This is a genomic window from Phenylobacterium conjunctum, assembly GCF_042679085.1.
GTDB lineage: Bacteria > Pseudomonadota > Alphaproteobacteria > Caulobacterales > Caulobacteraceae > Phenylobacterium > Phenylobacterium conjunctum.
The window spans coordinates 109,717-136,207 of sequence record NZ_JBHTLQ010000003.1; the positions used below are offsets into that span (position 1 = coordinate 109,717).

At 67.6% G+C, this 26,491-nt stretch carries 30 protein-coding genes; 12 read left to right on the plus strand and 18 right to left on the minus strand.

Translation table 11 applies throughout. From position 1 onward, the window contains the following. The first annotated feature begins 47 nt into the window (after positions 1–47). A complete protein-coding gene (locus tag ACFQ27_RS02155) occupies positions 48–533 on the plus strand; it encodes an outer membrane protein assembly factor BamE (protein ID WP_374346595.1) in 486 nt (161 codons plus the stop codon). Between the two features lie 97 nt (positions 534–630). Here the strand turns inward: ACFQ27_RS02155 and ACFQ27_RS02160 are convergent, their stop codons facing one another. The 10 genes from ACFQ27_RS02160 to glyA form a co-directional block, all read right to left on the minus strand. After that, the gene (locus tag ACFQ27_RS02160) at positions 631–2,757 is read right to left on the minus strand and encodes a sodium-translocating pyrophosphatase (RefSeq protein WP_377352227.1); all 2,127 of its coding nucleotides are present in this window, start codon (positions 2,755–2,757) and stop codon (positions 631–633) included. 199 nt (positions 2,758–2,956) lie between these two features. Continuing rightward, complete coding sequence (locus tag ACFQ27_RS02165; RefSeq protein ID WP_374347738.1) at positions 2,957–3,424, minus strand: hypothetical protein; 468 nt, start codon at positions 3,422–3,424, stop codon at positions 2,957–2,959. Between the two features lie 4 nt (positions 3,425–3,428). After that, positions 3,429–3,884, minus strand: coding sequence for a chemotaxis protein CheW (locus ACFQ27_RS02170; protein WP_374347736.1), 456 nt, complete (start codon positions 3,882–3,884; stop codon positions 3,429–3,431). A gap of 102 nt (positions 3,885–3,986) precedes the next feature. Continuing rightward, positions 3,987–4,940: a thiamine-phosphate kinase gene (gene thiL, locus ACFQ27_RS02175; protein WP_377352229.1), complete on the minus strand. Its 954-nt coding sequence runs from the start codon at positions 4,938–4,940 to the stop codon at positions 3,987–3,989. Next, positions 4,927–5,385 carry a transcription antitermination factor NusB gene (nusB, locus tag ACFQ27_RS02180; RefSeq protein WP_374347732.1) on the minus strand — a complete coding sequence of 153 codons (459 nt, stop codon included), beginning with the start codon at positions 5,383–5,385 and terminating at the stop codon, positions 4,927–4,929. The genes thiL and nusB overlap by 14 nt, the downstream gene beginning before the upstream one ends. Further along, positions 5,382–5,846 (minus strand): 6,7-dimethyl-8-ribityllumazine synthase, encoded by a 465-nt coding sequence (ribH, locus tag ACFQ27_RS02185; protein WP_374347730.1) that lies wholly within the window; start codon positions 5,844–5,846, stop codon positions 5,382–5,384. The genes nusB and ribH overlap by 4 nt, the downstream gene beginning before the upstream one ends. A gap of 27 nt (positions 5,847–5,873) precedes the next feature. Then, positions 5,874–6,464 (minus strand): riboflavin synthase, encoded by a 591-nt coding sequence (locus ACFQ27_RS02190; protein WP_377352231.1) that lies wholly within the window; start codon positions 6,462–6,464, stop codon positions 5,874–5,876. Continuing rightward, complete coding sequence (locus ACFQ27_RS02195; protein WP_377352233.1) at positions 6,465–7,112, minus strand: RibD family protein; 648 nt, start codon at positions 7,110–7,112, stop codon at positions 6,465–6,467. Continuing rightward, positions 7,102–7,590: a transcriptional regulator NrdR gene (gene nrdR / locus ACFQ27_RS02200; RefSeq protein WP_374347724.1), complete on the minus strand. Its 489-nt coding sequence runs from the start codon at positions 7,588–7,590 to the stop codon at positions 7,102–7,104. The genes ACFQ27_RS02195 and nrdR overlap by 11 nt, the downstream gene beginning before the upstream one ends. Before the next feature lie 42 nt (positions 7,591–7,632). Beyond that, positions 7,633–8,922 (minus strand): serine hydroxymethyltransferase, encoded by a 1,290-nt coding sequence (glyA, locus tag ACFQ27_RS02205; RefSeq protein WP_377352235.1) that lies wholly within the window; start codon positions 8,920–8,922, stop codon positions 7,633–7,635. Between the two features lie 201 nt (positions 8,923–9,123). Here glyA and ACFQ27_RS02210 point away from each other — a divergent pair, with 201 nt between their 5' ends. Further along, complete coding sequence (locus ACFQ27_RS02210) at positions 9,124–9,528, plus strand: MucR family transcriptional regulator (RefSeq protein ID WP_377352237.1); 405 nt, start codon at positions 9,124–9,126, stop codon at positions 9,526–9,528. An 87-nt stretch (positions 9,529–9,615) separates the two neighbouring features. Here ACFQ27_RS02210 and hemA read toward each other — a convergent pair whose 3' ends face one another. From hemA to ACFQ27_RS02235, 5 genes are all read right to left on the minus strand, one after another. After that, entirely contained in the window at positions 9,616–10,842 is a 1,227-nt protein-coding gene (hemA, locus tag ACFQ27_RS02215; protein WP_377352239.1) for a 5-aminolevulinate synthase, read from the minus strand. 154 nt (positions 10,843–10,996) lie between these two features. After that, a complete protein-coding gene (gene mmsB, locus ACFQ27_RS02220) occupies positions 10,997–11,884 on the minus strand; it encodes a 3-hydroxyisobutyrate dehydrogenase (protein WP_377352240.1) in 888 nt (295 codons plus the stop codon). Between the two features lie 13 nt (positions 11,885–11,897). Then, positions 11,898–12,653 (minus strand): class I SAM-dependent methyltransferase, encoded by a 756-nt coding sequence (locus ACFQ27_RS02225; protein WP_377352242.1) that lies wholly within the window; start codon positions 12,651–12,653, stop codon positions 11,898–11,900. A 56-nt stretch (positions 12,654–12,709) separates the two neighbouring features. Next, complete coding sequence (locus ACFQ27_RS02230; protein WP_377352243.1) at positions 12,710–13,762, minus strand: enoyl-CoA hydratase/isomerase family protein; 1,053 nt, start codon at positions 13,760–13,762, stop codon at positions 12,710–12,712. After that, positions 13,759–14,898, minus strand: coding sequence for an isobutyryl-CoA dehydrogenase (locus tag ACFQ27_RS02235; RefSeq protein ID WP_377352245.1), 1,140 nt, complete (start codon positions 14,896–14,898; stop codon positions 13,759–13,761). Before ACFQ27_RS02235 ends, ACFQ27_RS02230 begins: the two co-directional genes overlap by 4 nt. An 82-nt stretch (positions 14,899–14,980) precedes the next feature. Between ACFQ27_RS02235 and ACFQ27_RS02240 the strand changes: the two genes are divergently transcribed. The 4 genes from ACFQ27_RS02240 to ACFQ27_RS02255 are packed head-to-tail and all read left to right on the plus strand — an operon-like array spanning position 14,981 to position 17,245. After that, positions 14,981–15,457 carry a hypothetical protein gene (locus tag ACFQ27_RS02240; protein WP_374347710.1) on the plus strand — a complete coding sequence of 159 codons (477 nt, stop codon included), beginning with the start codon at positions 14,981–14,983 and terminating at the stop codon, positions 15,455–15,457. A 15-nt stretch (positions 15,458–15,472) separates the two neighbouring features. Then, positions 15,473–16,489, plus strand: a complete 1,017-nt coding sequence (gene hemB, locus ACFQ27_RS02245; RefSeq protein ID WP_377352246.1) for a porphobilinogen synthase — start codon at positions 15,473–15,475, stop codon at positions 16,487–16,489. Beyond that, complete coding sequence (locus ACFQ27_RS02250; protein WP_374347706.1) at positions 16,486–16,884, plus strand: NUDIX hydrolase; 399 nt, start codon at positions 16,486–16,488, stop codon at positions 16,882–16,884. Before hemB ends, ACFQ27_RS02250 begins: the two co-directional genes overlap by 4 nt. 40 nt (positions 16,885–16,924) lie before the next feature. Then, positions 16,925–17,245: a hypothetical protein gene (locus ACFQ27_RS02255; protein ID WP_374347704.1), complete on the plus strand. Its 321-nt coding sequence runs from the start codon at positions 16,925–16,927 to the stop codon at positions 17,243–17,245. Here the strand turns inward: ACFQ27_RS02255 and ACFQ27_RS02260 are convergent. Together ACFQ27_RS02260 and ACFQ27_RS02265 are read right to left on the minus strand one after the other, a co-directional pair. Beyond that, on the minus strand, positions 17,235–17,747 hold the full coding sequence (locus ACFQ27_RS02260) for a GNAT family N-acetyltransferase (RefSeq protein WP_374347702.1): 513 nt from the start codon (positions 17,745–17,747) through the stop codon (positions 17,235–17,237). The genes ACFQ27_RS02255 and ACFQ27_RS02260 overlap by 11 nt on opposite strands. Beyond that, on the minus strand, positions 17,744–18,613 hold the full coding sequence (locus tag ACFQ27_RS02265; RefSeq protein WP_374347700.1) for an NAD(P)-dependent oxidoreductase: 870 nt from the start codon (positions 18,611–18,613) through the stop codon (positions 17,744–17,746). The genes ACFQ27_RS02260 and ACFQ27_RS02265 overlap by 4 nt, the downstream gene beginning before the upstream one ends. 77 nt (positions 18,614–18,690) lie before the next feature. On the opposite strand from ACFQ27_RS02265, the gene ACFQ27_RS02270 reads away from it, so the two are divergent. The 6 genes from ACFQ27_RS02270 to ACFQ27_RS02295 all read left to right on the plus strand — a co-directional run bounded on the left by ACFQ27_RS02270 (position 18,691) and on the right by ACFQ27_RS02295 (position 26,054). Continuing rightward, positions 18,691–19,596, plus strand: a complete 906-nt coding sequence (locus tag ACFQ27_RS02270) for a flagellar motor protein MotB (protein ID WP_374347698.1) — start codon at positions 18,691–18,693, stop codon at positions 19,594–19,596. Positions 19,597–19,768: 172 nt separating this feature from the next. Continuing rightward, entirely contained in the window at positions 19,769–20,533 is a 765-nt protein-coding gene (locus ACFQ27_RS02275; protein WP_374347696.1) for an arginyltransferase, read from the plus strand. 116 nt (positions 20,534–20,649) lie between these two features. Then, a complete protein-coding gene (locus tag ACFQ27_RS02280) occupies positions 20,650–21,324 on the plus strand; it encodes a chromosomal replication initiator DnaA (protein ID WP_377352249.1) in 675 nt (224 codons plus the stop codon). 68 nt (positions 21,325–21,392) lie between these two features. Then, positions 21,393–23,594: an RNA degradosome polyphosphate kinase gene (locus ACFQ27_RS02285; protein WP_377352250.1), complete on the plus strand. Its 2,202-nt coding sequence runs from the start codon at positions 21,393–21,395 to the stop codon at positions 23,592–23,594. Further along, a complete protein-coding gene (locus ACFQ27_RS02290; protein ID WP_374347690.1) occupies positions 23,572–25,059 on the plus strand; it encodes a Ppx/GppA phosphatase family protein in 1,488 nt (495 codons plus the stop codon). Before ACFQ27_RS02285 ends, ACFQ27_RS02290 begins: the two co-directional genes overlap by 23 nt. Positions 25,060–25,067: 8 nt before the next feature. Further along, positions 25,068–26,054 (plus strand): D-2-hydroxyacid dehydrogenase, encoded by a 987-nt coding sequence (locus ACFQ27_RS02295; RefSeq protein WP_377352251.1) that lies wholly within the window; start codon positions 25,068–25,070, stop codon positions 26,052–26,054. 51 nt (positions 26,055–26,105) lie between these two features. Here the strand turns inward: ACFQ27_RS02295 and ACFQ27_RS02300 are convergent, their stop codons facing one another. Next, entirely contained in the window at positions 26,106–26,489 is a 384-nt protein-coding gene (locus ACFQ27_RS02300; RefSeq protein ID WP_377352252.1) for a YccF domain-containing protein, read from the minus strand. Between the last annotated feature and the right edge of the window lie 2 nt (positions 26,490–26,491).

Genomic DNA, 26,491 nt, shown 5'->3' on the forward strand with positions numbered 1-26,491 from the left:
GGCTGCGAGCGATAGGTCAAAGCCCTGGGAAATTGAACGGGTCAGACATGCTTCGACGCGCCGCCTTCGCCGCCCTCTCCGTCAGCCTGCTGGCGACGGCCGCATGCACGCCCATCACCACCTATTCGGGCTTCCAGGCCATCGAGGCCAATCCCAAGGACGTGAAGGTGGGCGAGGACAGCAAGTCCAGCGTCCGCGGCCGCCTGGGCTCGCCCTCGGCGACCTCCACCTTCGACCCCAACGTCTGGTTCTACATCGACCAGGTGAAGGAGACGGTGGCCTTCCGCAAGCCGGTGACCACGCGCCGCGACGTCACCGCCATCAAGTTCGACAAGGACAGCGAACAGGTGGTCAGCGTCGACCAGCTGAGCCTGAAGGACGGCAAGGTCATCGCCTTCAACGGCCGTGAGACGCCCACCCGGGGCCGCGAGCTGACCATCATCGAACAGCTGATCGGCTCGGTCGGCCGCGGCGGCATGCTGCCGAACTCGGATGAGGGCGTGCCCGGTTCGCGTCCTGGCGACCGCCGCTAAGCCCGGCCAGCGACACCAACAAAAGAGACACCGTCAAAGAAGAACGCCCCGGAGCCAGGCTCCGGGGCGTTTTCCGTTTCAGACCGGGGTGTTCGGCTTAGCCGACCACGCCATGGGCCAGGATCGCCAGCAGCAGCAGAGCCACGATATTGGTGATCTTGATCATCGGGTTCACAGCCGGGCCGGCCGTGTCCTTGTAGGGGTCGCCGACGGTGTCGCCGGTGACGGCGGCCTTGTGGGCTTCAGAGCCCTTGCCGCCGTGATGACCTTCCTCGATCAGCTTCTTGGCGTTGTCCCACGCGCCGCCGCCCGAGGTCATCGAGATGGCGACGAACAGGCCGGTGACGATCACGCCCATCAGCATGGCGCCGAGGGAAGCGAAGGCGTCAACCTTGCCGGCGATGGCCTTGATCACGAAGAACAGGACCACGGGCGAGGCGACCGGCAGCAGGCTGGGGACGATCATCTCGCGGATGGCGGCGCTGGTCAGGATGCCGACGGCGCGGCCGTATTCCGGCTTCACCTCCCCGGTCATGATGCCGGGGTTTTCCTTGAACTGGCGACGCACCTCGGCGACGACGGCCTCAGCCGCGCGGCCCACGGCGGTCATGGACATGCCGCCGAACAGGAAGGGCAGCAGGCCACCGAACAACAGGCCGACCACCACGTAGGGGTTGGACAGGTCGAAGGCGACCGAGCCCATACCGTAGAAGAACGAGCCCGGCTCGGCGTTGGCCGAGAAGAACTTCAGGTCTTCGGTGTAGGCGGCGAAGAGCACCAGGGCGCCCAGGCCGGCCGAACCGATGGCGTAGCCCTTGGTCACGGCCTTGGTGGTGTTGCCCACGGCGTCGAGGGCGTCGGTGGACACCCGGACTTCCGGCGGCAGACCGGCCATTTCAGCGATGCCGCCGGCGTTGTCGGTGACAGGGCCGAAGGCGTCGAGGGCGACGATGAAGCCGGCCAGCGACAGCATGGCGGTCGTGGCGATGGCGATGCCGAACAGGCCGGCGAGGCCGTAGGTCACGATGATGCCGCCGATGATCACCAAGGCCGGAGCCGCGGTGGATTCCAGCGACATGGCCAGGCCCTGGATCACGTTGGTGCCGTGACCGGAGACCGAGGCCTTGGCCACCGACTTCACCGGGCGGAAGCCCGTGCCGGTGTAGTACTCGGTGATGACCACGATCAGGGCGGTGACCACGAGGCCGGCGAGCCCGCAATAGAACAGGCTTTGGGCGTCGTAGGTCCGCTCACCGACAGTGACGGCGGTGGGGATCAGGTTGTTGACCACGTACCAGATGGCGCCGACGGACAGGACGCCCGTGACGATCAGGCCCTGGTAGAGCGCGCCCATGATGTTGTTGGACTTGCCCAGGCGGACGAAGAAGGTGCCGACGATGGAGGTCACGATGCAGACGCCGCAGATCGCCAGCGGCAGCAGCATCATGCTCGCCACCGCTTCGGATTCGCGGAAGAAGATCGCGGCCAGGACCATGGTGGCGACCGTGGTCACCGCATAGGTCTCGAACAGGTCGGCGGCCATGCCGGCGCAGTCGCCGACGTTGTCGCCCACGTTGTCGGCGATGGTGGCGGCGTTGCGCGGGTCATCCTCGGGGATGCCGGCTTCGACCTTGCCCACCATGTCACCGCCGACGTCGGCGCCCTTGGTGAAGATGCCGCCGCCGAGGCGGGCGAAGATGGAGATCAGCGAGGCGCCGAAGCCGAGGCAGACGAGCGCGTCGACCACTTCACGGCTGGTGCGCTCCAGGCCCATAACATCGGTCAGGATGTAGTAGTAGCCCGCGACGCCCAGCAGGGCGAAGCCGGCGACCAGCATCCCGGTGATGGCGCCCGAACGGAACGCGAGGGACAGGCCCTTGGCCAGGCCTTCAGAGGCCGCCTGGGCGGTACGGACATTGGCGCGCACGGAGATCAGCATCCCCGCGAAGCCGGCCAGGCCCGAGAGCACCGCGCCGATGGCGAAGCCGACCGCCGCCAGCTGACCAATCAGCATGAACACGGCGACCAGGATGACCGCGCCGACGATGCCGATGGCGGTGTATTGCTTCTGAAGATAGGCCTGCGCGCCTTCCTGGATGGCGGCGGCGATTTCCTGCATTCGAGCGTTGCCGGCGGACGCACGCATCAACGATGCTGTCTGGGCGATCCCATACAGAACCGCTAGCGCACCGGCGACGATCACCAGCGTAAGCGAAAGACTCATGATTTAAGCGCCCCTTTGCGATTGCGCGGAGGGCGAGGAGGGTCGCAGCTAAGACGCACTGCGGCCGTATGTTCCCTGCCCCTGTTTGTTTCCCCTAAGCGGGACGCAATTTGGCGCGTCCCTTATTTAAGACTGGCGAGCGTGCCAAAACCGATGCGCGGAAGCAACAGTTCTCGCGCCAAAGGCGGGCCTTACCCGATCAGGGTTGGATCGCCTTGGCCGACGATGCCCCGGGCTTGGGCAGTCCGTACCGTTTTTGCGGCGTCTCACTGACGATCTCGATGGCGCGGACCGCGCCGGCCCCCGCCACCAGGGCCGCTTCACGGGCGAAAGCCTGCTGCAGGCGCGGCAGATCCAGGGTGGTGTAGTTGGTGGGATTGGTGAATGGCGTCCGATGCCCAAGCTTGACCAGGGCGTCACGGAAGAACGGCTCCTTGGTCCGCAGCTTCATCACATCGGCCTTGGGATTGAGCCGGATTCGAATGGTCAGGAACACGTAGTTCACCAGCCGCCCATTGACGACGACCGGCAGGCCGACCGGCAGCAGCTCGACGAAGTCCTGAGGCGCCTTGTCCTTCTCACCGCCCTCGGCGGCGATCGCGCTGGCCGGGGCCAGAGCCGACAGGCCCAGCGCCAGGCCGCCGGCGAGCAGAAGACGGCGTTCCAAGGGCCTAGGCCGCCGCGACCGCCAGGGCGGCGTCCGGCAAAAGGGCGTAAGGGTCGACCACGCTCACCAGACGGCCGCCCAGGGACAGGATCGAGCTGACCAGGCCGATCACCGCCGGATCGCTCAGCGACGGCGGCGCCTGGAGTTCCGAACGCGAGATCTTGAACGTCTCCTGCACCGCCTCGACCAGCAGGCCGGCCTGACGGTCCCCCAACTGCATGACGATGATGACGTGGCGGCTGGAGGGCTCAGTCAGGCCCTGGTCCAGCCGGGCTTTCAGGTCGACGACCGGCATGATGACGCCGCGCAGGTTGATCACCCCGCGCACTTCCGGCGGCGACATCGGCAAAGGCGTCGCCGGGGTCCAGCCGCGGATCTCGCGGATCACCGAAACATCCAGGCAGAAGGCCTGGCCGTTCACGAGGAACGAGATCATTTCGAGCAGATTTTCGTCCGACATGGTTCCGATCCAGAGAGGCTTTGATTCGTAGCCTCCAGGATCGTGGTGAGCGTTTCGTTAAGCCCTGGTCGCTGCAACACCCGCTCCGGGGAGTCCGCGCGCTCACGCGTGCCGCCAGCCCCCTGGGCCAGGGTCGAGCCGGGCTCCGGCGAAGCGGACCTCGACGCCCTCCCCGGCCACGACCTCGCCGATCACGGGCAGGCCCAGCGCCTGGGCGGCGGCAGGCGGCGCGGTCAGGACAAGCTCATAGTCGTCGCCCCCGGTCGCCAGCCTGAGTCGCGCGCCGGCGGGATCGGCCTGGGTGGCGAGCCAGGCGGCGGCGGCGTCCGAGATCGGCATGCGGTCCAGGTCCAGGCGCAGGCCGACCTTGCTGGCGCGGGCGATATGGCCCGCGTCGGCGATCAGTCCGTCTGAGACGTCTGCGGCGCTGGTCGCCAGGCGGCGCAAAGGCTCGCGCAGGTCCAGCCGCGGGTTCGGCAGGCGGTGATCGGCGCCCAGCCAGCGCCGGTCCAATTGACCGGCGGCGACGCCCCAGTCGAGCCAGCCGTCGCCGATCGCGCCGCTGACCATGACCAGGTCCCCCACCTGCGCGCCGGCCCGCCGGACCATCGCCCCGGACGGCGTCCAGCCCAGCAGGGTCATGGAGAGGGTCAGCGGTCCTTTGATTGAAACGGTGTCGCCGCCCAACAGACAGAGGTTGAAGGCCTCGCCATCGGCCCGCAGCCCCTCGGCGAAGGCTTCGCGCTGCGCCCAGCCGAAATCGGCTGGCCAGGCGGTCATCAGGAAATAGCCGTAAGGCTCGGCGCCCTTGGCCGCGAGGTCCGAGAGATTGGCGCGCAGCAGCCGCTGGGCGGTGCGGCCAGGCGGCTCGCCAGGCTGGAAGTGGACGCCCGCCACCAGGGCGTCCTTGGTGACCACGAGGTCGAAGCCCGGCCGTGACGGGATGACTGCGGCGTCGTCCAGCAGGTCCAGGGCCTCGGGCGCGCCGCGGGTCAGGGGGCGGAAGAGCCGGGCGATCTGCCCGAACTCATCCGGCGGGGACTCAGCTCCGGACATCCTGGGCGACGCCGTCCAGGGCGCCGTTCACGAAGCCGGGCTCAGGCCCTTCGAAGAAGGACTTGGCCAGTTCCACATACTCGTCGATCACCACCTCGACCGGCACGTCGTCGCGGCGGGCCAGTTCGAAGGCGCCCGCCCGCAGGATGGCGCGGACGGTGGAGTCCAGCCGCTCCAGCCGCCAACCGGTGGCCAGGCGCTTGACGATGGCGGAGTCGATTTCTCGCTGGGTGGACACGACGCCGCGCACCAGGTCGGCGAAGAAGGCCTCGTCAGCGGCGGCGAGCGGTGCGCTCTCCTCGCCCTCGAGCCCGCGATCAAAGCGGTGCTCGGAGAACTCCCGGATCACCGCCTCGACGCCGACCCCGGAGACTTCCATCTGGTACAGGGCCTGGACCGCGGCCAGCCGGGCGACGGAGCGGGCCTGTTTCGGACGGCCGCTCATCGACCCTGACCGGCGAACTGGCGCTTCAGCGCGATCATTTCAAGGGCCGCACGCGCCGCGCCGCCCCCCTTGTCGCCCTGGCTGGCCCGCGCACGGGCCCAGGCCTGATCCTCGTCCTCGACGGTCAGGATGCCGTTGCCGACGCACAGGCGCTTGCTCACCGCCAGGTCCATCAGGCCGCGGGCGCTCTCATTCGAGACGATCTCGAAGTGATAGGTCTCGCCACGGATCACCGTGCCCAGGGCCACATAGCCGTCATAGGCGACGCCGGCCGGGCCATTGCCGGCCTCGTCAGCCATGGCGATGGCGCCGGGGATCTCCAGCGCGCCCGGGACGCTGACCACGTCATAGGTCGCGCCATGGGCGGTGATGACGTCGGTGGCGGCCTTCAACAGCTCGTCGGCCAGGTCGGAATAGAAGCGCGCCTCGACCACGAGGATGCGGATCTTGTCGTCTTGCATCATAAGGTTCCTGTTCGAGCGGACCCTTTAGGCCGTTTCGCGCCAGCGGGCGAGATACCGCGCCAGCATGTCGATCTCCAGATTGACCCGCGCGCCGGGCTTCAGCGTCCCGAGCGTCGTCACCTCCCAGGTGTGGGGGATCAGATTGACGCCGAAGACGTCGTCCTCGACCTCGTTCACGGTCAGGGACACGCCCTCTACCGTGATCGAGCCCTTGGGCGCGATAAAGCGATGCAGCGGGCGGGGAACGCGGACGCGAACCCGGTGCGAGCCGCCCTCGCTCTCGATGGACAGCACCTCACCGACGCCGTCCACGTGGCCGGAGACGATGTGACCGCCCAGTTCGTCGCCCACCTTGGCGGCGCGTTCCAGATTGACCGGCCGGCCTTCCGTCCAGTCAGACAGGGTGGTCAGGCCCAGGGTCTCGCCGGAGACCTCGACGGCGAACCACCCCTCCCCCTTCTCCACCACGGTCAGGCAGCAGCCGGCGTGAGAGATGGAGGCGCCGATATCGACGGTGGAGAGATCGAATTTGGTCTCGATCTCAAACCTGCGGTCGCGGTTGGTGTCGCGGACGGCGCGGACGCGGCCCACATCGGTGACAATGCCGGTGAACATTCAGATCCTCTCGTAACGTTCCCACAGGTCGGAGCCGACCTCGCGGACGTCAACCCGTTTCAGGCGGGGCGCATCGGAAAGCGCGGACAGGGCCAGGTCGCCGATCCCCGGCCGCCCCTCGGCGCCGATGACCATCGACGCGCGGAACCATTCCACCGCATCGACCAGCCCGGCTTGCAGAAAGCTCGCCGCGACCTGGCCGCCGCCTTCAATGAAGACGCGGTTCAGACCCACGCCCGCCAGGGCTTCCAGGGCCGCACGAGGCGACGGACGCCCCTGGTCCGCCGCCTGCAATACGCGGACCCCTAGATCCAGCAAGTCGGCGCGGGGGGGCGAGCCGCAGACGACATAGGTCGCAATGTCCCCGGCCGTGCGCGCAAGCTTGGCGGTCACAGGCAAGCGTTGGTGGCTGTCCAGCACGACGCGCGCAGGCTGAGCCCCGTCATATCCGTCCAGCCGCACCGTCAGTTCCGGATCATCGGCCAGCGCCGTCTCGACGCCCACCAGCACCGCGTTATGTTCGGCGCGCAACCGATGCACGGCCTGGCGCGCCTCTGGACCGGTGATCCAGCGGCTTTCCCCACTCGCCGTGGCGATGCGTCCGTCCAGCGTGGTGGCCAGCTTCAGGGTGACGAAGCTAGCGCTCATCCTCGCCGCCTTCGCTCAGGCCTTCCTCGCCCAGCCCCTCTTCGCCCAGGAAGGTGGCGAACTCGCCGGCCTCCCGGAAGTCGCGATAGACCGAGGCGTAGCGAACATAGGCCACGTCATCGAGGGCCTTGAGCTGCTTCATCACCATCTCACCGACCGCCGAGGACGGCAGCTCGGTCTCGCCGACGCTTTCCAGCTGGCGGACGATGGACGAGATCATCCGCTCCACCCGCTCGGGCTCGATGGGGCGCTTGCGGATGGCGATGGCGATGGAGCGCGCCAGCTTGTCCCGGTCGAAGGGCGTACGCCGTCCGGACCGCTTCAGGATGGTCAGCTCGCGCAGCTGAACGCGCTCAAAGGTGGTGAAGCGGCCGCCGCACTCCGGGCAGAGGCGGCGGCGGCGGATCGCGGCGCCGTCTTCCGACGGACGCGAGTCCTTCACCTGGCTTTCGGCGTGGCCGCAGAACGGGCAGCGCATGATGTGGCCCCTCCCGGCCGGCCTGAACCCTAGTTTGCGGGCTTAGGCGTAGATGGGGAAGCGCTTGGTCAGCGCCACCACTTCCGCGCGGACCTTGGCTTCGACGGCGGAGTTGTCGCCGCCGGTGGCGACGCCATCCAGCACCTCGCCGATCCACTTGCCGACCTGGCGGAACTCTTCGGTCCCGAAGCCGCGGGTGGTGGCCGCCGGCGTGCCGACGCGCAGGCCCGAGGTCTGCATGGCCGGCAGCGGGTCGCCAGGGATCGAGTTCTTGTTGGTGGTGATGCCGGCGCGCTCCAGGGAGATCTCGGCGTCGGCGCCAGACACGCCCTTGGGCGTCAGGTCCACCAGCATCAGGTGGCTGTCAGTGCCGTTCGAGACGATCTTGAAGCCGACGCTCTGCAGGCTGTCGGCCAGGGCCCGGGCGTTCTCGACCACCTGCTTGGCGTAGGCCTTGAACTCCGGACGCAGGGCCTCGCCGAAGGCGACCGCCTTGGCCGCGATCACGTGCATCAGTGGGCCGCCCTGCAGGCCGGGGAACACCGCGGAATCGATCTTCTTGGCCAGCTTCTTGTCGTTGGTCAGGATCATGCCGCCACGCGGACCACGCAGGGTCTTGTGGGTGGTGGTGGTGACGATGTGGGCGTGCGGGAACGGGTTGGGATACTCGCCCGCCACGATCAGGCCGGCATAGTGGGCCACGTCGCACATCAGGATCGCGCCAACTTCATCAGCGATCTCGCGGAACTTCTTGAAGTCGATGTGGCGCGAATAGGCCGACCCGCCGGCGATGATCACCTTCGGATTGTTGGCCTTGGCGACCTCATAGGCCTCGTCGTAGTCGATCAGGTGGTCCTGGGCGCGCACGCCATAGGCCACGGGCGAGAACCATTTGCCGGACTGGTTGACGCTCTTGCCGTGGGTCAGGTGACCGCCGTGGTCCAGGTTCATCCCCATGAAGGTGTCGCCCGGCTTCATGGTGACCATGAACACCGCCTGGTTCGCTTGGCTGCCGGAGTGCGGCTGGACGTTGGCGAACTCGCAGCCGAACAGGGCCTTGGCGCGTTCGATGGCCAGCAGCTCGGCCTCGTCCACGACCTCGCAACCGCCGTAGTAGCGCTTGCCCGGATAGCCCTCGGCGTACTTGTTGGTCAGGACCGAGCCTTGCGTCTCCAGCACCGCCTTGGAGACGATGTTCTCGGAGGCGATCAGTTCGATCTGGTCCTGCTGGCGGCGCAGCTCCCCACCCAGGATCTTCGCGATCTGCGGATCGCTTTCACCGACCGGGCTGGTGAAGAAGGCGTCGACGGAGTTGGCGGCGTGGACGGTCATGGGGGGCCTTTCGGGATTCGGGGATGAGCCCTTTGCGGGCGCTCTTTAGCGCCATCGGCGCGTGGAACAAACTTCGGAACCGGTTCGGACGTGGAAACGTTCTGCTCGAACCGGAGGGGCGCGAGCGGAACCGCGGCGATCCACGCCGGCCTTTGGTTGTGAAAACAGGGGCGTCTTATGGTGAATGAAGCCGAAGCAGTCATGACTTCGGAGCAGGATCTGCTTCGGCTGGGCGTCGAAATTGTCGCAGCCTATGTGGGACGCAATTCCCTGCCCCCGGAGGCGGTGCCTGATCTTCTGCGCACCGTTCACGGCGCCCTGAAAAGTCTCACGGATGCGCCAGCGACCGCCGACGAGCGGCCCAAACCGGCCGTGCCGATCAGCAAGTCCATCCAGCACGACTTCATCGTCTGCCTGGAGGACGGGAAGAAGCTGAAAATGCTGAAGCGCTATCTGCGCTCGCGCTACGACATGAGCCCTGACGAGTATCGGCGTCGGTGGGGCCTGCCGCCCGACTATCCGATGGTGGCGCCGGCCTATGCGGCGCGGCGCTCCGATTTCGCCCGTCAGATCGGGCTGGGCCTGGGGGTCAGGCGTCGCAAATAAGCGCGATAGATAGGTTTGGCTGAAGCCGGGCGTCTCCTGGGCGTCTGGACTGACTTATGCGCCCAGTCCGCCCGTCAGGCAATGCGGTCAGGCGGCGACGCCGCCGACGCGCTTGATGTTGCAGCGGGTCCAGAGGTTCTCAAGCGCCTTGACCAGGTCGCCCATCATCTCGTCGGTGTGGGCCGGCGACGGCGTGAACCGCAGACGCTCGGTGCCGCGCGGCACGGTCGGATAGTTGATCGGCTGGACGTAGATCCCGTAGTCGCTGAGCAGGATATCCGAGATCAGCTTGCAGTGGACGGGGTCGCCCACCTCGACCGGCACAATGTGGCTGACCGAGGGCATCACCGGCAGGCCGGCCTTGCGCATCAGCGCCTTCAGGGTGGCGGCGCGTTCCTGATGGGCCTCACGGACCTCGTTGTGGTCCTTCAGGTAGCGGATCGAAGCCACCGCGCCCGCGGCCAGGGCCGGCGGGAGCGAGGTCGTGAAGATGAAGCCGTCGGCGTAGGAGCGGATCGCATCAACGATCACCGCGTCGGCGGCGATGTAGCCGCCCATGACGCCGAACGCCTTGCCCAGCGTGCCTTCGATGATGTCGATCTCGGCCATCACCCCGTCACGCTCGGCGACGCCAGCGCCACGCGGGCCGTACATGCCAACCGCGTGGACCTCATCGATATAGGTCAGGGCGTTGTACTTCTTGGCCAGGGCGATGGTGCCGGCGATGTCGGCGATGTCGCCGTCCATCGAATAGACGCTCTCGAAGGCGATCAGCTTCGGCGCGGCCGGATCGGCGGCGGCCAGCAGTTCTTCGAGATGGGCCAGATCATTGTGGCGATAGACGTGACGCGGACCACGACCCGCGCGAATGCCGCTGATCATCGAGTTGTGGTTCAGGGCGTCGGAAAAAATGATCAGCCCGGGCAGGATCTTGTAGAGGGTCGACAGGGACGCCTCGTTCGACACGTAGCCCGAGGTGAACAGCAGGGCCGCTTCCTTGCCGTGCAGGTCGGCGAGCTCGGCCTCAAGCTCCACGTGATAGTGCGTGGTGCCGGAGATGTTGCGGGTGCCGCCGGAGCCGGCGCCGGCCTCCTCGATCGCCTGGTGCATGGCGTCCAGCACGACGGGGTTCTGGCCCTGGCCGAGATAGTCGTTCGAGCACCAGACAATGACGTCAGACTGGCTGCCGTCGGCCTGGGTCCAGGTCGCCCTGGGGAACTCCCCCCGATGTCGCTTGAGGTCTGCAAAGACCCGGTAGCGGCCCTCCTGACGAACACGGTCGAGGGCGGTGCGGAAGGCGTCCTGGTAATTCATACGACTTGAATACCGGTCGCGCGTTCGACGATCTCGCGCCACGGCCGGTCCCCTTGTTGTGCTGGGCTTTTCGCACCCAGTCTCGGCCTTGTCTACAAGCCCAGAGGTCGCGCCGGCTTGATCGCGGTCAAGAAAATTGACTTGCGAGTCATTCTTAGGGCGCTTCACCCCTAAGCAGTTGAAGGATCGCGGAAAAGTCCTTTCCACCAGCCCCGAGACGGTCGAACAGCGCATAGAGCGCCTCGGCCTGGGCGCCCATGGGCGTAGAGGCGCCGGCCTTGGCGGCGGCGTCCTGGGCCAGCTTGAGGTCCTTCAGCATCATGGTGGTGGCGAATCCGCCCTCGTAGTCGCGATTGGACGGCGCGGTCTCCACCAGGCCCGGCCAGGGCGAGTAGCTGGTGAGCGACCAGCATTGGCCGGAGGACTTGGACGCGATCTCGAAGAACTTGTCCGGCGCCAGGCCCAGCTTTTCGGCCAGGGCGAAGGCCTCGGAGACGGCGATCATCGAGACGCCGAGCACCATATTGTTGCAGATCTTGGCCGCCTGCCCCGCCCCGTGGTCCCCGGCCCGGATGACAGCGCGGGCCATGGGCTCAAGCACGGGCTCGATGTCGGCGAAGTCCGCCTCGACGCACCCGACCATGAAGGCCAGGGTCCCGGCCTCGGCGCCGGCCGCCCCGCCGGACACCGGCGCGTCGGCGAAGCGGAAGCCCGCCGCCACCGCCTGGGCCGCCACGGCGCGGGCGCTTTCCACGTCGATGGTCGAGCAGTCGATCAAGAGCGCGCCGGCCTTGGCCCGCGGCAGGACGTCATTCGCATAGACGGCGCGGACATGGGCGCCGGCCGGCAGCATGGTGATGACGACATCTGCGCCCTCTACCGCCTCGCCGGCAGTTGCGGCGGCCGTGCACCCCGCCGCCACCGCACGCTGCAGCGCGGCGGCGGACAGGTCGAAGGCGGAGACCTCGTGACCCGCCTTGGCCTGATTGGCGGCCATGCCGCCGCCCATGTTGCCAAGGCCGATGAAGGCGATGCGGGTCATGAGGCTCTGGTCCCTAGCTCTTGGGTTTCTGGAACTTGTAGATGAACTGGTCGGTGTGCCCACGGACGGCCGGGTCGAACACGTTCTTGGTGTAGTCGTCCTTCGGATTGCGCAGGACCTTGCTCTCGCCGACCAGCTTGAAGCCCGCGGCCTCCAGCTCCGACTTCACGATGGCCGGATCGATCCGGTGCGCGGTGTTGACCGAGTCGATGGGTGTGCCGGCCGGGGCGGCGTGGTCGAGCACGATGTAGTAGCCGCCCGGCTTCAGGGCGTTGAACACCGCCTTGTTCACCGCAGCCACGTCCAGGCTCAGCCGGGACAGGTGCAGGTCATGATAGTTCTGCGAGGTCCAGATCACGTCCGCCGGCGTTGGCAGGGCCAGGGTCTGGAAGTTGGCGGCGACGACCTTGATGTTTCCGTAATTGGCGTCGGCGGCCAGGGCCGCGACGGCCGGCGGCTTATCCTTGTTGGCGGCCTGGGCCTCGGAGATCACCGCATAGACCGCGCCCTTGGGACCCACGGCCTTGGAGAAGATGCGGGTGAAATAGCCGCCGCCCGGCAGGAAGTCGGCCACGGTCTGGCCGGGCTTCACACCGGCGAACTCCAGCATCTCGGCCGGCTTGCGGTCAGCGTCGCGGCCGGTGTCCTCGGTGGGACGGCCCTTGTCGGCCACGGCGGCCATGATGGCGGCGGAGGGCTTTGCGGCTGCAGCGCTTGCCGAGCCCAGGGCGAAGGCCGCGACCGCGGCCAGCATCAGAGTGCGTTTCATCAGGTCCTCCCACAGGAATTTGGCCTGGATACCACCTGCCGGCGGCCCAAGTCCCATTACACTCCAGTTAAGGGCGACCATTCCTGAGCGGAAGGTAGGGGCGCGAAGATCTCGTCCAACAGGGCCTCCGAGACGCCCGAAACCGTGGCCGGGCTCCACTTGGGCGCATTGTCCTTGTCGACAATCACCGCGCGGACGCCTTCGATGAAATCGTGCTTGCGCACCACCCGCGCACCGATCCGGTACTCCATGACCATGTTGTCGGCGAAGGTCTTGGCCTCGGTGCCCAGTTTCAGCTGTCGATAGGCGACCTTCAGGGTCTGGGGCGACTTGGTGGCCATGACTTTCAGCTGGTCGCGCGCCCAGTCGGTGTCGGCCGCCTGTAGAGCAGACAGAATCGCCTCGACGCTCTCGCCGCCAAATAGCCGGTCGATCTCGTCCTGGTGCTGGGCCAGGGGCGGACGGCCGGCGTCACCTTCGAACTGCGTCAGCAGGGTCTCGACCGCGGCCGGATCGGCGATCAGGGCGGCCTTGAAGTCAGCGATGCGGCTGCTCTCGATGAAGTCAGTGGCCATGCCGATCAGCTCGCAGTCGGCGGCCTTCACCCGCGCGCCCGTCAAAGCCAGCCACAGGCCGATATGGCCAGGCATGCGCGACAGGAACCAGCCGCCGCCGACATCCGGGAACAGGCCGATGCCGGTTTCCGGCATGGCGTAGGTGGTCCGCTCCGTCGCCACGCGATAGCGCGACGGGGCCGCCAGGCCGACGCCGCCGCCCATGGTGACGCCGTCCATGATGGTCACGACCGGCTTCGGATACTCGAACAGCAGGTGGTTCAGGCGGTACTCGATGAAGAAGAACTCGCAGGCCTCGCGGCCATCGCCCGCCCCGCTGTCGGCCAGCATGCGGATGTCGCCGCCGGCGCAGAAGCCGCGCTCGCCGGAATGGTCCAACAGCACCAGCTCCACAGCCGGATCGTCTTTCCAGCCCAGCAGCGCCTCGGTCATCGCCCGGCACATGCCGGTGTTCAGGGCGTGCAGGGCCTGGGGCCGGTTCAGGGTGATACGGCCGACCTTGCCTTCGGTGCGGATCAGGACGTCGTCAGTCATTGGCGCAGCATCTCCCGGGCTATGATCACCCGCATGATTTCGTTGGTGCCCTCCAGGATCTGGTGGACGCGCAGGTCGCGAACGATCCGCTCCAGCGGATAGTCGCGCAGATAGCCGTAGCCGCCGTGCAGCTGCAGGGCCTGGTTGGCGACCTCGAACCCCGCGTCCGTGGCGTAGCGCTTGGCCATGGCGCAATAGCGCGTGGCGTTGGGGTCCTTCTTGTCGAGCGCGTCGGCGGCCCGGCGCACCATCAGGCGCGCGGCGTCGAGGTCGGTCGCCATGTCGGCCAGACGGAATTGCAGGGCCTGGAAGTCGGCCAGGCGCTGCCCGAACTGCTGACGTTCCAGCAGGTAGGCTCGGGCGGTGTCGAGGGCGAGCTGGGCGCCGCCCAGGGAGCAGGAGGCGATGTTGATCCGACCGCCGTCCAGACCGGCCATGGCGAAGCGGAAGCCCTCGCCCTCCCCGCCCAGGCGGTTGGCGGCCGGCACGCGCACACTGTCCAGGTTCACCTGGGCCGTGGGCTGGGCGTTCCAGCCCATCTTGCGCTCATTGGCCCCGAAGGAGACTCCCGGCCAGTCGCGCTCCACCACGAAGGCCGAGACGCCCTTGGCCCCAGGCCCGCCGGTGCGGGCCATGATCAGGTAGACGTCCGAGACGCCCGCGCCTGAGATGAAGGCCTTGGAGCCGGTCAGCACATAGTCGTCGCCGTCCATCACCGCGACGGTCTTCATCGCCGCCGCATCCGAGCCGGAGCCAGGCTCGGTCAGGCAGTAGCTGGCGATCAGCTCCATGCTGGTCAGTCGCGGCAGGTAGCGGTGACGCAGGTCGTCCGAGGCGAACCGGTCAATCATCCACGAGACCATGTTGTGGATCGAGATGAAGGCGGCCGACGCCACATCGCCATAGCTCAGCTGCTCGAACACGATGGAGGCGTCCAGACGGCCCAGGGCCGAGCCGCCGACATCCTCGCGCACATAGAGGCCGGCGAACCCCAGCCCGGCGGCCTTGCGCAACACGTCGACCGGGAAGTGCTTTTCCTCGTCCCAGCGGGCGGAATGGGGCGCTAGCTCCTCGGCGGCGAAGCTGCGCGCCGCCTCCTCGATGGCCCGCTGATCCTCTGTCAGGTTGAAGTCCATGACACCCTCGATTTCGTTGGGTTGAGCAACTGGCTCCGCTGGCGCAACCTGTCAACGAGGTGACGGAGGGTCAGTGGGTTCAATGCTGGAAGACGCAGGGCGCGCGCGCCAGGGCGAGACCGCCCGCAACCTGGCCCTGGTCAACTATGGCCTGCTGTTCGCGGCCATCTTCTTCGCAGGGGTCCCCGCCCTGATCGCGGTGATCATCGCGTATGTGCAGCGCGACGAGGCTCCGGCGCGGATTCGCAGCCATCACGACTACCAGATCCGAATCTTCTGGGTCGCCTTCGCCCTGACCCTGGCGGCGGGCGTCGCCTTCCTCACCGCCCTGGTCAGCGGCCTGTCGGAGCTGATCGCCTACACACGGATGAACGGTTGGGAGCAGCACAGCCTGAGCATCGATGTCTCGCAGATGAGCCTCGATGGCCGAATTGTCGGCCTGATCGTGCTGGGCGTGATCCTGTCGATCCTGACGGGCCTGTGGCTGATCGCGGCGCCGGCCATCGGCTTCATCAGGCTTGCGTCAGAGCGGGGGATCGGCGAGAGCCCGACCAGCTGATTTCGGAGCGCCCTCATGTCCCCCGCCCCCCTCGCCGCCTATCCCGCCCTGCGCCTGCGCCGCCTGCGGCAGGCCGACTGGGTTCGCCGCCTGGTGCGCGAGACGGTGCTGACCCCGTCCGACCTGATCTGGTCGATGGTGGTGCACGAGGGCGAAGGCGAGATCCCGGTGTCCTCCATGCCGGGCGTGTCGCGCCTGTCGGTCAAGAAGGCCGCTGAGGCCGCGGTCGAGGCGCGCAAGCTGGGCATTCCGGCCATCGCCATCTTCCCGCACATCGACGGCGCCCGGAAGGACGCGACGGGCAGCCTGGCGCTCGATCCGAACGGCGTGATCATCCGCGCGGTCAAGGCCATGAAGGACGCGGCGCCTGAGGTCGGGATCATGTGCGACGTGGCCCTGGATCCCTTCACCGACCACGGCCATGACGGCGTGATCGAGAATGGCCGCATCCTCAATGACGCCACCATCGAGAAGCTGGTCGCCCAGGGCCTGATCCAGGCCGAGGCCGGCGCCGACATCCTGGCGCCCTCCGACATGATGGACGGCCGCGTCGGGGTCCTGCGCCAGGCGCTGGAAGGCGCGGGCCACCAGGACGTCATGATCATGTCCTACGCCGCCAAGTACGCCTCGGCCTTCTACGGCCCGTACCGGGAGGCCATCGGCTCCGGCAAGCTGGGCACGGGTTCGGTCGGCAATCCGGGCGACAAGAAGACCTACCAGATGGACCACGCCAACACCGAAGAAGCCCTGCGCGAGGTCGCCCTCGACATCGCCGAGGGCGCCGACATGGTCATGGTCAAGCCGGGCATGCCCTATCTGGATATCGTCCAGCGTGTGGCCGAGACCTTCCGCGTGCCGACCTTCGCCTTCCAGGTTTCCGGCGAGTACGCGATGATCAAAGCCGCCACCGGCAATGGCTGGCTGGACGAGGAGCGCGCCATTCTGGAGAGCCTGGGGGCCTTCAAGCGGGCGGGCGCCGCTGGGATCATCACCTATTTCGCGCCGGTGGCCGCGCGCCTGCTGGGCGCTTGAGGGAACGCGTCATCACCGTCGTCGCCGGCCTGATCCGCGATTCGGAGGGCCGGCTGCTGACCGTGCGCAAGACTGGCTCCAGGATATTCATGCTCCCGGGCGGCAAGCCGGAGCCTGGCGAGGCCGACGCCGACGCCCTGGCGCGCGAGTTGGGCGAAGAGCTCTCCGTGCGGATCGAGACGCTTCAGGCTTTCGGACGCTTCGAAGCCCCGGCGGCCAACGAGCCGGGCGCCACCGTCCGCTCCCACGTGTTCAGCGTCACCATTTCTGGCCGCCCCCAAGCCCAGGCCGAGATCGCTGAGACACTCTGGTTAGACCTCGCAACCCGGCCGCCAGTCCCGCTTGCGCCGCTGCTCGAAACTCAGGTGCTCCCGAGGCTCCGCGCCCTTGATTAGGGCTCGACTGCGCGTTCAATGCGCCTGGGAGGAAATCATCATGCAATCACTTCGCGCCGCGTTGCTCGGTGTCACCCTGGCCGCGCTCACCGCGGGCGGCGCTTCGGCCAGTTCGCCCGACGCCTGGCTCGAGTTTCAGAAGACTGTCGGCGACAAATGCCGCAAGGCCGCGATCGCCGAGACCGGGCTTAAGCGCTGGACGGTGGCGATTTCCGACATCGGCAGCGAGAGCTACGGCGTCGCGATCCTGACCGGGTCGGCCAAGGGCGGCCCCAGCTACCGCTATGTCTGCGTGATGGACAAGCAGACCACGAAGGTCGAACTTGCCGGGGGCGAGGCGTCCGGCTGGATCAGCCGCTGACGTAGTAGCGGCTCTCGGTGTCGTGAGTGGGCAGCTGGATCATGCCGGAGAATTTCAGGCCGAGCTTTTCCAGCACCCGCCCCGAGGCGTCATTGTCCGGCGTGGTGATCGCCACGATGGTGGTCAGGCCCACCACCTCACGCCCATAGGCCATGACGGCGGCGCCCGCCTCCGTCGCATAGCCACGGCCCGCGACGGACTCCAGGAAGGCGTAGCCGATGTCCACATGCTCCAGCACATCGCGCCGGATCAGGCCGCTCAGGCCGACAGGCTCGCCCGTCGCCTTGTCCTCCACCGCCCACAGGCCAAAGCCGTTCTGGGCGTAGCTCGACCCCGGCCCCTCGAGAATGTAACGGGCCGCCCCGTCGAGATCGCGCACGCCGCGGTCGCCGATGTTGCGCAGGAAGCCGTCCTCGTTCAGCAGCTTGAGCACAAAGGCCTCGTCCCGCCCGACCTCCAGCTCCCGCAACCGCAGCCGCTCCGTCTCCAGGCTGAACCTCATGCCTTAGGCTCCGGCGGCTCGAGCCGGGTGACCAGGCTGGAGGTGTCCCAGCGGCGGCCGCCCAGTTGCTGCACATCGCCGTAGAAGGCGTCGATGATGGCGGTCACGTCCAGCTGCGCCCCATTGGCCTGGGCCTCGTCCAGCACCAGACCCAGGTCCTTGCGCATCCAGTCGACCGCGAAGCCGAAGTCGAACTTGCCCTCGGCCATGGTCTTCCAGCGATTGTCCATCTGCCAGGACTGGGCCGCGCCCTTGGAGATCGCTTCAAACACCTCCGTCGTATCCAGACCGGCGCGCTTGGCGAAGTGCATGCCCTCGGCCAGGCCCTGAACCAGGCCGGCGATGCAGATCTGGTTGACCATCTTGGTGAGCTGGCCGGACCCGGCCTCCCCCATCCAGCGCACGGCCTTGGCGAAGGCCATGATCACCGGCTCGGCCCGGTCATAGGCCGCCCGGTCGCCGCCGCACATCACCGTCAACTGGCCGTTCTCGGCCCCGGCCTGGCCGCCGGACACCGGCGCGTCGACGAATGCCCGGCCCACAGCGCGGGCGGCCTGAGCCATCTCGCGGGCGACCTTGGCCGAGGTGGTGGTGTGGTCGACGATGACGCCGCCCTCAGCTATCGCCGGCAGGGCCTGCGCCACGACGCCGCGGACATCGTCGTCATTGCCGACGCACAGGAAGACGAACTCTGCTCCGGCGGCGACCTCGGCCACGGTGGCGGCCGCGCGACCCTTGTGAGTCTCGACCCAGCGGGCGGCCTTTTCAGGACTGCGGTTGAAGACCGCCACCTCGTGGCCGGCGCGGGCCAGGTGCCCGGCCATGGGAAACCCCATCACGCCCAGACCGATGAAAGCGACCTTCATGCCCTGCTCCATAAGCTAAACCGCATCTTAACGACCGACGCCCACCTTGGCGCCAATCTGGGGTTCTGGGGTGAGTCATGGCGGTCGGCGAAGCGCCCGTTCTGATCAAAAAGGTCAAGAAAGTCTCGGGCCACGGGCACCACGGCGGGGCGTGGAAGGTGGCCTATGCGGACTTCGTGACCGCGATGATGGCCTTCTTCCTCCTCCTGTGGCTGCTGTCCACCTCCAGTCCCGAACAGAAGCAGGGGATCGCCAACTATTTCGCCCCGGCCAGCGTGTCTGAAACCACGTCCGGCTCTGGCGGCATTCTGGGCGGCACGGCGCTGGGCGAGGACGGCGCGGCCCATGCCGGCTCGGCCTCGGTGATCCAGGAACTGGCCCCCGAATCCCGGAACCCCGACGACGGCCGCTCGAAGGACGCCGCCAAGTCCGCCACCGACGCCGAGCCGTCGGACCAGTCCATGCGCGAAGCCATGGAAAAGCGCGAGGACGCCGCCTTCGCCTCCGCCGCCCAGTCCCTGCGCCAGGCGCTGCAGGACATGCCGGAGCTGGCGGAGCTGTCGAAGAACATCATCGTTGACCAGACCCCGGAAGGCCTGCGCATCCAGCTGGTCGACCAGGAAGGTCGCGCCCTGTTCAACCAAGGCGCCGTGCAACCCAATGACCGGGCCAAGGTGCTGCTGCGCGCGGTGGCCAAGATCATCAACCAGCTGCCCAATCGGATCACCGTGTCCGGCCATACCTCGGCCAACCTCAACGGCGCCCAGGCGGACGGCGACTGGTCCATGTCGTCGGCCCGGGCGGACAATTCCCGCAAGGTCCTGCAGGCGGCGGGCGTCGCGCCCGACCGGGTCTACCAGGTGTCCGGCAAGGCGAATTCGGAGCCGCTCTATCCAGATGATCCCACCCTGCCCGGCAACCGCCGCATCGCCATCGTGCTGCTGCGCGAAGCGCCGGTGCTGCCGCCGAACCACGAGTTCTGAATCCGGCCGCCTTGCAGGTCGGCTCAAGCAAGCAATTCGACGTGATCGATAGGCTTGGAGGCGATTTGCCGCCCCGCAGAGCGCCCATTCACCGTTGCGCGCACTTGCGTCGTCGCCCCGCATGCGCCCTAATCCCTTTCAGGCGCAGGGCTTTAAAGGCGATCGCAATTCCGTGACGCAGCATTTTCCGACGCGACAACTCAGGTTCTTCCTGACCGCGCCCTCGCCGTGCCCCTACCTGCCGGATCGCTTTGAGCGGAAGGTGTTCGCCCATCTGCCGCTGTCGGATGGCGCGACGGTCAATGACAGCCTGACGCTGGTGGGATTCCGCCGCTCACAGAACATCGCCTACCGCCCGGCCTGCGAAGCCTGCGCCGCCTGCGTCTCCGCCCGGATCCCGGCCGGCGACTATGTGTTCTCCCGCTCCGAGCGGAAGGTGCTGGCCCGCAACACCGACCTGGAACGCCATCTGGTCGAGGCCGAAGCGACCATGGAGCAGTTCGAGCTCCTGCGGCGCTATCTGCTGACCCGGCACGCCGACGGCGGCATGGCCGAGATGGCCTGGCCCGACTATGTGGCCATGGTCGAGGACACCGCGGTCCGCACCCACATCATCGAGTACCGGACGAAATCCACCGACGGCGGGCCCGGCGACCTTGTGGCCTGCGCCCTCGTGGACCTGATGGGTGACGGCCTGTCGCTCGTCTACAGCTTCTATGACCCCACCGCCGCCCGACGCAGCCTGGGCTCCTTCATCATCCTGGATCATCTGGTCCAGGCCAACCTGACCGGCATGCCCTACGTCTATCTGGGCTATTGGGTCCGGGGGTCGGAGAAGATGGACTACAAGGTCCGCTATTCGCCCATCGAACTGCTGCGCCCCGAAGGCTGGACCCTGATGTCGGCCCGGGACCTGAGGCCGACCGGCCAGGACTGAGCGCCTTCTCAACAGCTGGACGCCGCTCATCCCCAGGCTGAGCGCCCCGCCGCCGTCGACCCTGAACGCCTGGCTTGGTAAACCGCGCCCGTGAGCAGCGCCGCCGGATTTTTGTCATGTCGCGTCAACTGAGGCTGGACCTCAACCGGCCCGCGTCCCATGCCCGCCAGGATTTCGTGGTCGGCCCCTCCAACGCCCAAGCCGTCGCCGCTCTGGACGCCTGGCCCGCATGGCACGGCGGCTGCCTGGCCCTGGTCGGCCCCAAGGGCTGCGGCAAGAGCCACCTGGCGCAGGATTGGGCCGCCTCCGCCAACGCCATTCTCCTGCACGCCCAAGCGCCGGAGCTTGACCAGGCCCACGGCCGTCCCGTGCTGGTCGAGGACGTCGACCAGGGCTTCGATGATGAGGCGCTGTTCCACCTGATCAACATGGCCGGGCGCGAGGGCGGCGGCCTGCTGGTCACCGCCCAGACCCCGCCCGCCGCCTGGACCGCGCGCCTGCCGGATCTGCGCTCCCGCCTGAACGCCCTTCCCGTGGCCCTGATCGAGGCCCCCGATGACGAGGTGCTGGAAGGTGTGCTGCGGAAGTTCTTCCGCGAGCGCAACATCCGGCCGCCCAACGAGGTGCTGCCCTATCTCCTGCGGCGGATGGAACGCTCGATTCCCGCCGCCCGGGACCTGGTGGAAAAGCTCGACGAGGCCGCCGACGCTGAGCAACGGCCCATTTCTCGCGCCCTGGCTCGCCGCTTCTTCGACGACGATACGGAAAATCTTGACCTTTTTGACGACTGACTTGTTGCTGTCACGTGCCGGGTCCAAGACCAGCAGGACCCGGAACTCAGTAGCGAAGAAGAGCCTCCATGACCCTCGCCGCGCCCGTCGCAACGGAAGCCGCCGTCGCCACCGATCTGGTGCTCGACCCGGAACTGGCCAAGTCGCCGAAGCGGTTCTTCAATCGCGAACTCTCGTGGCTGGCCTTCAACGAGCGCGTCCTGGACGAAAGCAAGAACCCGCGGCATCCGCTGCTGGAGCGCCTGCGCTTCCTGTCGATCTGCGCGAACAATCTCGATGAGTTCTACATGGTGCGCGTCGCCGGCCTGAAGGCTCAGGTCCGCGAAGGCGTCCGGGTGGTGAGCCAGGAAGGCCTGACCGCCGCCCAGCAGTTGGACCAGGTGAACGCCGAGGCCGCCAACCTCATGGCCGACCAGCAGACCCGCTGGCGCGACCTGGCGACCGAATTGGCCGAGGAAGGCCTGCGCGTCGCCACCGGCGATCAGGTGACCCCGACGGAGCGCCTGGCGCTGGAAGAGACCTTCCTGTCGCGGGTGTTTCCGGTGCTGACGCCCCTGGCCATCGACCCGGCCCACCCGTTTCCTTTCATTCCGAACCTCGCCTTCTCGCTGGTCCTGAAGATCCGCCGGCAGTCCGATGGACGGGTGCTCTACGCCCTGGTGCCAATTCCGGCCCAGGTGGCCCGCTTCTGGGAGGTCCCGACGGCGGGACGTCGGCGCAAGTCCGAGCGGCGCTTCCTGCCCCTGGAGAGCCTGGTCGCCCTGTTCCTCGACCGCCTGTTCCCGGGCTGCGAGATCGAGGGCCAGGGCGTGTTCCGCCTGATCCGCGATTCCGACGTTGAAATGGAGGAAGAGGCCGAAGACCTGGTCCGCGAGTTCGAGATGCGGCTGAAGCAACGCCGCCTGGGCTCGGTCGTCCGCGTCGAGATCGAGGCGGCCATGCCGGTCGAGTTGCGCGACTTCATCTGCGAGAATCTTCACGCCCAGGACGAGGACGTGATCATGATCGACGGCCTGCTAGGCCTCGACGAGCTCGCCCAGCTGATTCCGTCGGACCGTCCGGACCTGAAGTTCAAAGCCTTTGAGCCGCGTTTCCCCGAACGGATCCGCGACCATGCCGGCGACTGCTTCGCCGCCATCCGCGAGAAGGACATCCTGGTCCACCATCCCTTCGAGAGCTTCGACGTGGTGGTGCAGTTCCTGCGTCAGGCCGCGCGCGATCCGAACGTCCTGGCGATCAAGCAGACCCTCTATCGGACCTCGTCCAACAGCCCGATCGTGGCCGCCCTGATCGAGGCGGCGGAGAACGGCAAGAACGTCACCGCCCTGGTGGAGATCAAGGCCCGCTTCGACGAGGAGGCCAACCTGAAGTGGGCGCGCGACCTGGAACGCGCCGGCGTGCACGTGGTCTTCGGCTTCGTGGAGTACAAGACCCACGCCAAGCTCTCGATGGTGGTCCGCAAGGAGGGCGACGCGCTTCGCACCTACTGCCACTTCGGGACCGGCAACTATCACCCGGTGACGGCGCGCATCTACACCGACCTGTCCCTGTTCACCGCCGATCCGGCGCTGAGCCGGGATTCTGCACGGCTTTTCAACTACATCACGGGCTATGCGAAGCCGGACAAGCTGGAGAAGCTGTCCTTCTCGCCGGTGACCATGAAGCATGACCTGCTGGAGTTGATCCGTCGCGAGGCCGACAACGCCAAGGCCGGCAAGCCAGCCGCCATCTGGGCCAAGCTGAACGCCCTGGTGGACCCTGTCATCATCGACGCCCTCTACGCCGCCAGCCAGGCGGGGGTGTCCATCGACCTGGTGATCCGCGGCATCTGCTGCCTGCGCCCCGGCGTGCCCGGCCTGTCTGAGAACATCCGGGTCAAGTCCATCGTCGGCCGGTTCCTGGAGCACGCGCGGATCGTGGCCTTCTCCAACGGCGCGCCCATGCCCTCGTCCGAGGCCCGCGTGTTCATCTCCTCGGCCGACTGGATGCCCCGCAACCTGGATCGCCGGGTGGAGGCCCTGACGCCTGTGGAAAATCCCACGGTGCACCAACAGGTCTTGCAACAGATCATGGTCGCGAACCTGAAGGATGAGGCGCAAAGCTGGACGCTGGACGCCGACGGCCGCTATACCCGGGACCCGTCATGGGAGCACCCGGGCGCATTCTCCGCGCACGAGTACTTCATGACCAATCCCAGCCTTTCCGGACGGGGACAGAAGGTGAAGGACATGCCGCGCGCGATTGATCATGTGGCTTCGCGCGGACAGTAACCCGGGCCGGCAGGCCGCCGTCATCGACATCGGGTCGAACTCCGTCCGCCTTGTCATCTATCGCCTGGAAGGCCGGGCGATCTGGACCGTCTTCAACGAGAAGGCGCTGGCGGGCCTTGGCCGGGACCTGACCAAGACCGGACGGCTGTCCCTGGACGGCGGCGAGACCGCCCTGGCCGCCATCCGTCGCTTCCGCGCCGTGCTCGACGGCTGGCCGCCCGAGGACCTCTATGTGGTCGCCACCGCCGCCGTGCGCGAGGCCGCGGACGGCCCGGCCTTCGTCCAGCGGATTCACGACGAAACCGGCCTCAAGGTGCGGGTGCTCTCCGGCGAGGAGGAGGCGCACTACGCGGCGCTGGGCGTCCTGGCGGGTCAGCCGGACGCAACGGGGGTCGTCGGCGACCTGGGCGGCTCCAGCCTCGAGCTGATTCGGCTCCCCGACGCCCAGGACGGGGCCACTCTGCCGCTGGGCCCCTTCGCCCTGGGCGCGCCGGCGCCGCTGGACATGGATCGCACGCGCAAGGCCATCGATCAGGTGCTCAGGCCGGTGGCGGCGCGGTTCGCCAGCCGCGAGTTCCATGCGGTCGGCGGCGGCTGGCGCAATCTCGGCCTGCTGCATATGCGCATGGCCGACTATCCCCTGCACGTCGCTCACCAGTACGAGATCAGCCGAGCCGAAGCCATTGACCTGGCCCGCTTCGTCGCGCGCCAGTCGCGCACCTCGCTGGAACGCATCGAGGGGCTGTCGAAGAAGCGCTACGACACCCTGCCCTATTCCGCCGTCGTGCTGGAGACGCTGATCGAGCGCCTCGGCGTCGAGAGGATTGTCATCTCGGCGTTTGGGGTTCGCGAAGGCCTGTTGCTCGAGGGCATGGGCGCCGAAGATCGGGCGAAGGATCCCCTGATCGAGGGCTGCGAATCCCTGGCCGGCGTCCGCGGGTTCGGCAGCGAACTGGGGCACGCGGTCGAGGCCTGGCTGACCCCGGTGTTCGCCGGTCTCGACCCGGTGTTCGGCCATCGGGATCCGACCCTGGTGGCCGCCGCCTGCCGATTGGCCGAGCTCGGCGCGCGTCTCCACCCGGACCACAGGGCCGATCTCGCCTTCGATCAGGTCTTGAGGGCGCCCATCGCCGGCATGACCCATGCCGAGCGGGCCTTCCTGGCCTCCGTGGCCTTCGCCCGACACTCATCGGCGCCCAACCCGCCGGACACCACCACGGTCGGCCGCGTGCTGACGGTCGAGCGGCGCCAGCGGGCGCGGGCGTTGGGCGCGGCGATCCGTCTCGGCTGCGACCTGGCGGGACGCAATCCGAAGCTGTTGCCCCGCGCCAGCCTCACCAACGAAGACGGCCGCCTGAGGCTGTCCGCCGAACCCGGCTGGCGGGACATGCTGCTGGGCGAACAGACGCCCAAGCGCGCCAACACCCTGGCCCAGGCCCTGAAACTCAAACTCCAGCTCGGCTGAGGTTTCCCATGCAGCTCCTGCTCTCCGCCGCCGCCCTGGATCGCGTGAAAGACAGGATCGCGCCCTTCGCGGGCGACCTGGACATCGTGACCGTCGACGGGCCGGACAGCTTCGCCCGCGACGGCGTGGCGATCCCGCCGGAAGAGGTCGATCCTGACCTGGCCTGGACCACCCTGGACGCCTATGCCGGCGGCCAGATGGGCGCCCTGATCGGCCGCATCCTCAAGGGGACGCGGATGCAGTGGCTGCAGACCTTCAACGCCGGCCTGGACGCCCCGATCTTCAAGTCGATCATAGCCAAGGGCGTGCGGATCTCGAAGAGCAACGCCCAGGCCGTCGCCATCGCCGAGTACGTGGTCGGTCATGCGGTCAGCCTGATCCTGCCCATCGACGAACAGCGACAGGCCCAAGCCCAGAAGACCTGGAAGATGACGCCCTATCGAGAGGTCAGCCAGACCCGCTGGTGCCTGATCGGCTATGGCTCAATCGGTCGCGAAATCGCCAAGCGGGCCAAGGCCTTCGGCGCGCCCCTTGATGTGGTCCGGCGCGCCGCGGGGGCGGACGAGTACGCCGACAGCGTCTCGACCATGGACGCCTTGCCCACCCTCTTGCCCAAGGCCGATGTCGTGGTGCTGGCCTGCGCCTTGACCGACGAGACCCGCGGCATGGCCGACGCGGCCTTCTTCAGCGCCCTGAAGCCTGGCGCGATCCTGATCAATATCGGCCGCGGCGGGCTGGTGGACGAGGACGCCCTGCGGGTTGGGCTCGATACGGACCAGCCGGGTCGCGCCGTGCTGGACGTCTTTGCTGTCGAGCCGCTGCCGCAGGACAGCTGGATCTGGGAGCATCCCAAGGTCCGGGTCAGCGCCCACACCTCCAACTCTGGCCAGGGCACGGTGGGCCGGGGCGACGACCTGTTCGTCGCCAACCTTGAGCGCTTCCTGAAGGGCGAGCCGCTGCTGAATGAGGCCCACCCCAGCGAGGTGGGCCTGTAGACATCCTGTGGATAAGCGGGGGATCGAGCCGGGACACCCGGTGGATCTCGCCTAGATATCCACAACCTGCTTGCCGACCGGCGCCAGGGAGATCACCGCCAGCTTGATGTGCTGCAGGCCGAATGGGATGCCGATGATGGTCAGCATCAGGCCCACGCCCATGACCAGATGACTGGCCGCCAGGTACCAGCCGCCCAGCAGGAACCAGATCACGTTCAGCAGGAACCCGAAGGGCCCGGTGCCGAGCTCGCCATCGGGCTTTGAGACCACCTGGCGTCCGAAGGGCCAGGCGCTGAAGCTCGCGATCCGGAACGCCGCCATGGACCAGGGCAGGCCCACGACCGTGATGGCCAGCAGAACGCCGGACAGCAGCCACAGCAGCAGGGACACCCAGCCCCCAAGCACGAACCACAGAAGGTTCAGGAGCAGGCGCACGT

Excerpts from the sequence above, each read along its gene's own strand:
- ACFQ27_RS02155 (WP_374346595.1), top strand. The coding sequence starts at position 48 with ATGCTTCGACGCGCCGCCTTCGCCGCCCTCTCCGTCAGCCTGCTGGCG.
- ACFQ27_RS02295 (WP_377352251.1), top strand. The coding sequence starts at position 25,068 with ATGCAGCTCCTGCTCTCCGCCGCCGCCCTGGATCGCGTGAAAGACAGG.
- ACFQ27_RS02240 (WP_374347710.1), top strand. The coding sequence starts at position 14,981 with ATGCTGGAAGACGCAGGGCGCGCGCGCCAGGGCGAGACCGCCCGCAAC.
- ACFQ27_RS02235 (WP_377352245.1), bottom strand. The coding sequence starts at position 14,898 with ATGGACTTCAACCTGACAGAGGATCAGCGGGCCATCGAGGAGGCGGCG.
- ACFQ27_RS02210 (WP_377352237.1), top strand. The coding sequence starts at position 9,124 with ATGACTTCGGAGCAGGATCTGCTTCGGCTGGGCGTCGAAATTGTCGCA.
- ACFQ27_RS02270 (WP_374347698.1), top strand. The coding sequence starts at position 18,691 with ATGGCGGTCGGCGAAGCGCCCGTTCTGATCAAAAAGGTCAAGAAAGTC.
- ribH (WP_374347730.1), bottom strand. The coding sequence starts at position 5,846 with ATGCAAGACGACAAGATCCGCATCCTCGTGGTCGAGGCGCGCTTCTAT.
- ACFQ27_RS02190 (WP_377352231.1), bottom strand. The coding sequence starts at position 6,464 with ATGTTCACCGGCATTGTCACCGATGTGGGCCGCGTCCGCGCCGTCCGC.
- ACFQ27_RS02290 (WP_374347690.1), top strand. The coding sequence starts at position 23,572 with ATGTGGCTTCGCGCGGACAGTAACCCGGGCCGGCAGGCCGCCGTCATC.
- ACFQ27_RS02255 (WP_374347704.1), top strand. The coding sequence starts at position 16,925 with ATGCAATCACTTCGCGCCGCGTTGCTCGGTGTCACCCTGGCCGCGCTC.
- nrdR (WP_374347724.1), bottom strand. The coding sequence starts at position 7,590 with ATGCGCTGCCCGTTCTGCGGCCACGCCGAAAGCCAGGTGAAGGACTCG.
- mmsB (WP_377352240.1), bottom strand. The coding sequence starts at position 11,884 with ATGACCCGCATCGCCTTCATCGGCCTTGGCAACATGGGCGGCGGCATG.
- ACFQ27_RS02265 (WP_374347700.1), bottom strand. The coding sequence starts at position 18,613 with ATGAAGGTCGCTTTCATCGGTCTGGGCGTGATGGGGTTTCCCATGGCC.
- glyA (WP_377352235.1), bottom strand. The coding sequence starts at position 8,922 with ATGACCGTCCACGCCGCCAACTCCGTCGACGCCTTCTTCACCAGCCCG.
- thiL (WP_377352229.1), bottom strand. The coding sequence starts at position 4,940 with ATGTCCGGAGCTGAGTCCCCGCCGGATGAGTTCGGGCAGATCGCCCGG.
- ACFQ27_RS02160 (WP_377352227.1), bottom strand. The coding sequence starts at position 2,757 with ATGAGTCTTTCGCTTACGCTGGTGATCGTCGCCGGTGCGCTAGCGGTT.
- ACFQ27_RS02260 (WP_374347702.1), bottom strand. The coding sequence starts at position 17,747 with ATGAGGTTCAGCCTGGAGACGGAGCGGCTGCGGTTGCGGGAGCTGGAG.
- ACFQ27_RS02280 (WP_377352249.1), top strand. The coding sequence starts at position 20,650 with ATGTCGCGTCAACTGAGGCTGGACCTCAACCGGCCCGCGTCCCATGCC.
- nusB (WP_374347732.1), bottom strand. The coding sequence starts at position 5,385 with ATGAGCGGCCGTCCGAAACAGGCCCGCTCCGTCGCCCGGCTGGCCGCG.
- ACFQ27_RS02230 (WP_377352243.1), bottom strand. The coding sequence starts at position 13,762 with ATGACTGACGACGTCCTGATCCGCACCGAAGGCAAGGTCGGCCGTATC.
- ACFQ27_RS02225 (WP_377352242.1), bottom strand. The coding sequence starts at position 12,653 with ATGAAACGCACTCTGATGCTGGCCGCGGTCGCGGCCTTCGCCCTGGGC.
- ACFQ27_RS02170 (WP_374347736.1), bottom strand. The coding sequence starts at position 3,884 with ATGTCGGACGAAAATCTGCTCGAAATGATCTCGTTCCTCGTGAACGGC.
- hemB (WP_377352246.1), top strand. The coding sequence starts at position 15,473 with ATGTCCCCCGCCCCCCTCGCCGCCTATCCCGCCCTGCGCCTGCGCCGC.
- ACFQ27_RS02285 (WP_377352250.1), top strand. The coding sequence starts at position 21,393 with ATGACCCTCGCCGCGCCCGTCGCAACGGAAGCCGCCGTCGCCACCGAT.
- ACFQ27_RS02195 (WP_377352233.1), bottom strand. The coding sequence starts at position 7,112 with ATGAGCGCTAGCTTCGTCACCCTGAAGCTGGCCACCACGCTGGACGGA.
- hemA (WP_377352239.1), bottom strand. The coding sequence starts at position 10,842 with ATGAATTACCAGGACGCCTTCCGCACCGCCCTCGACCGTGTTCGTCAG.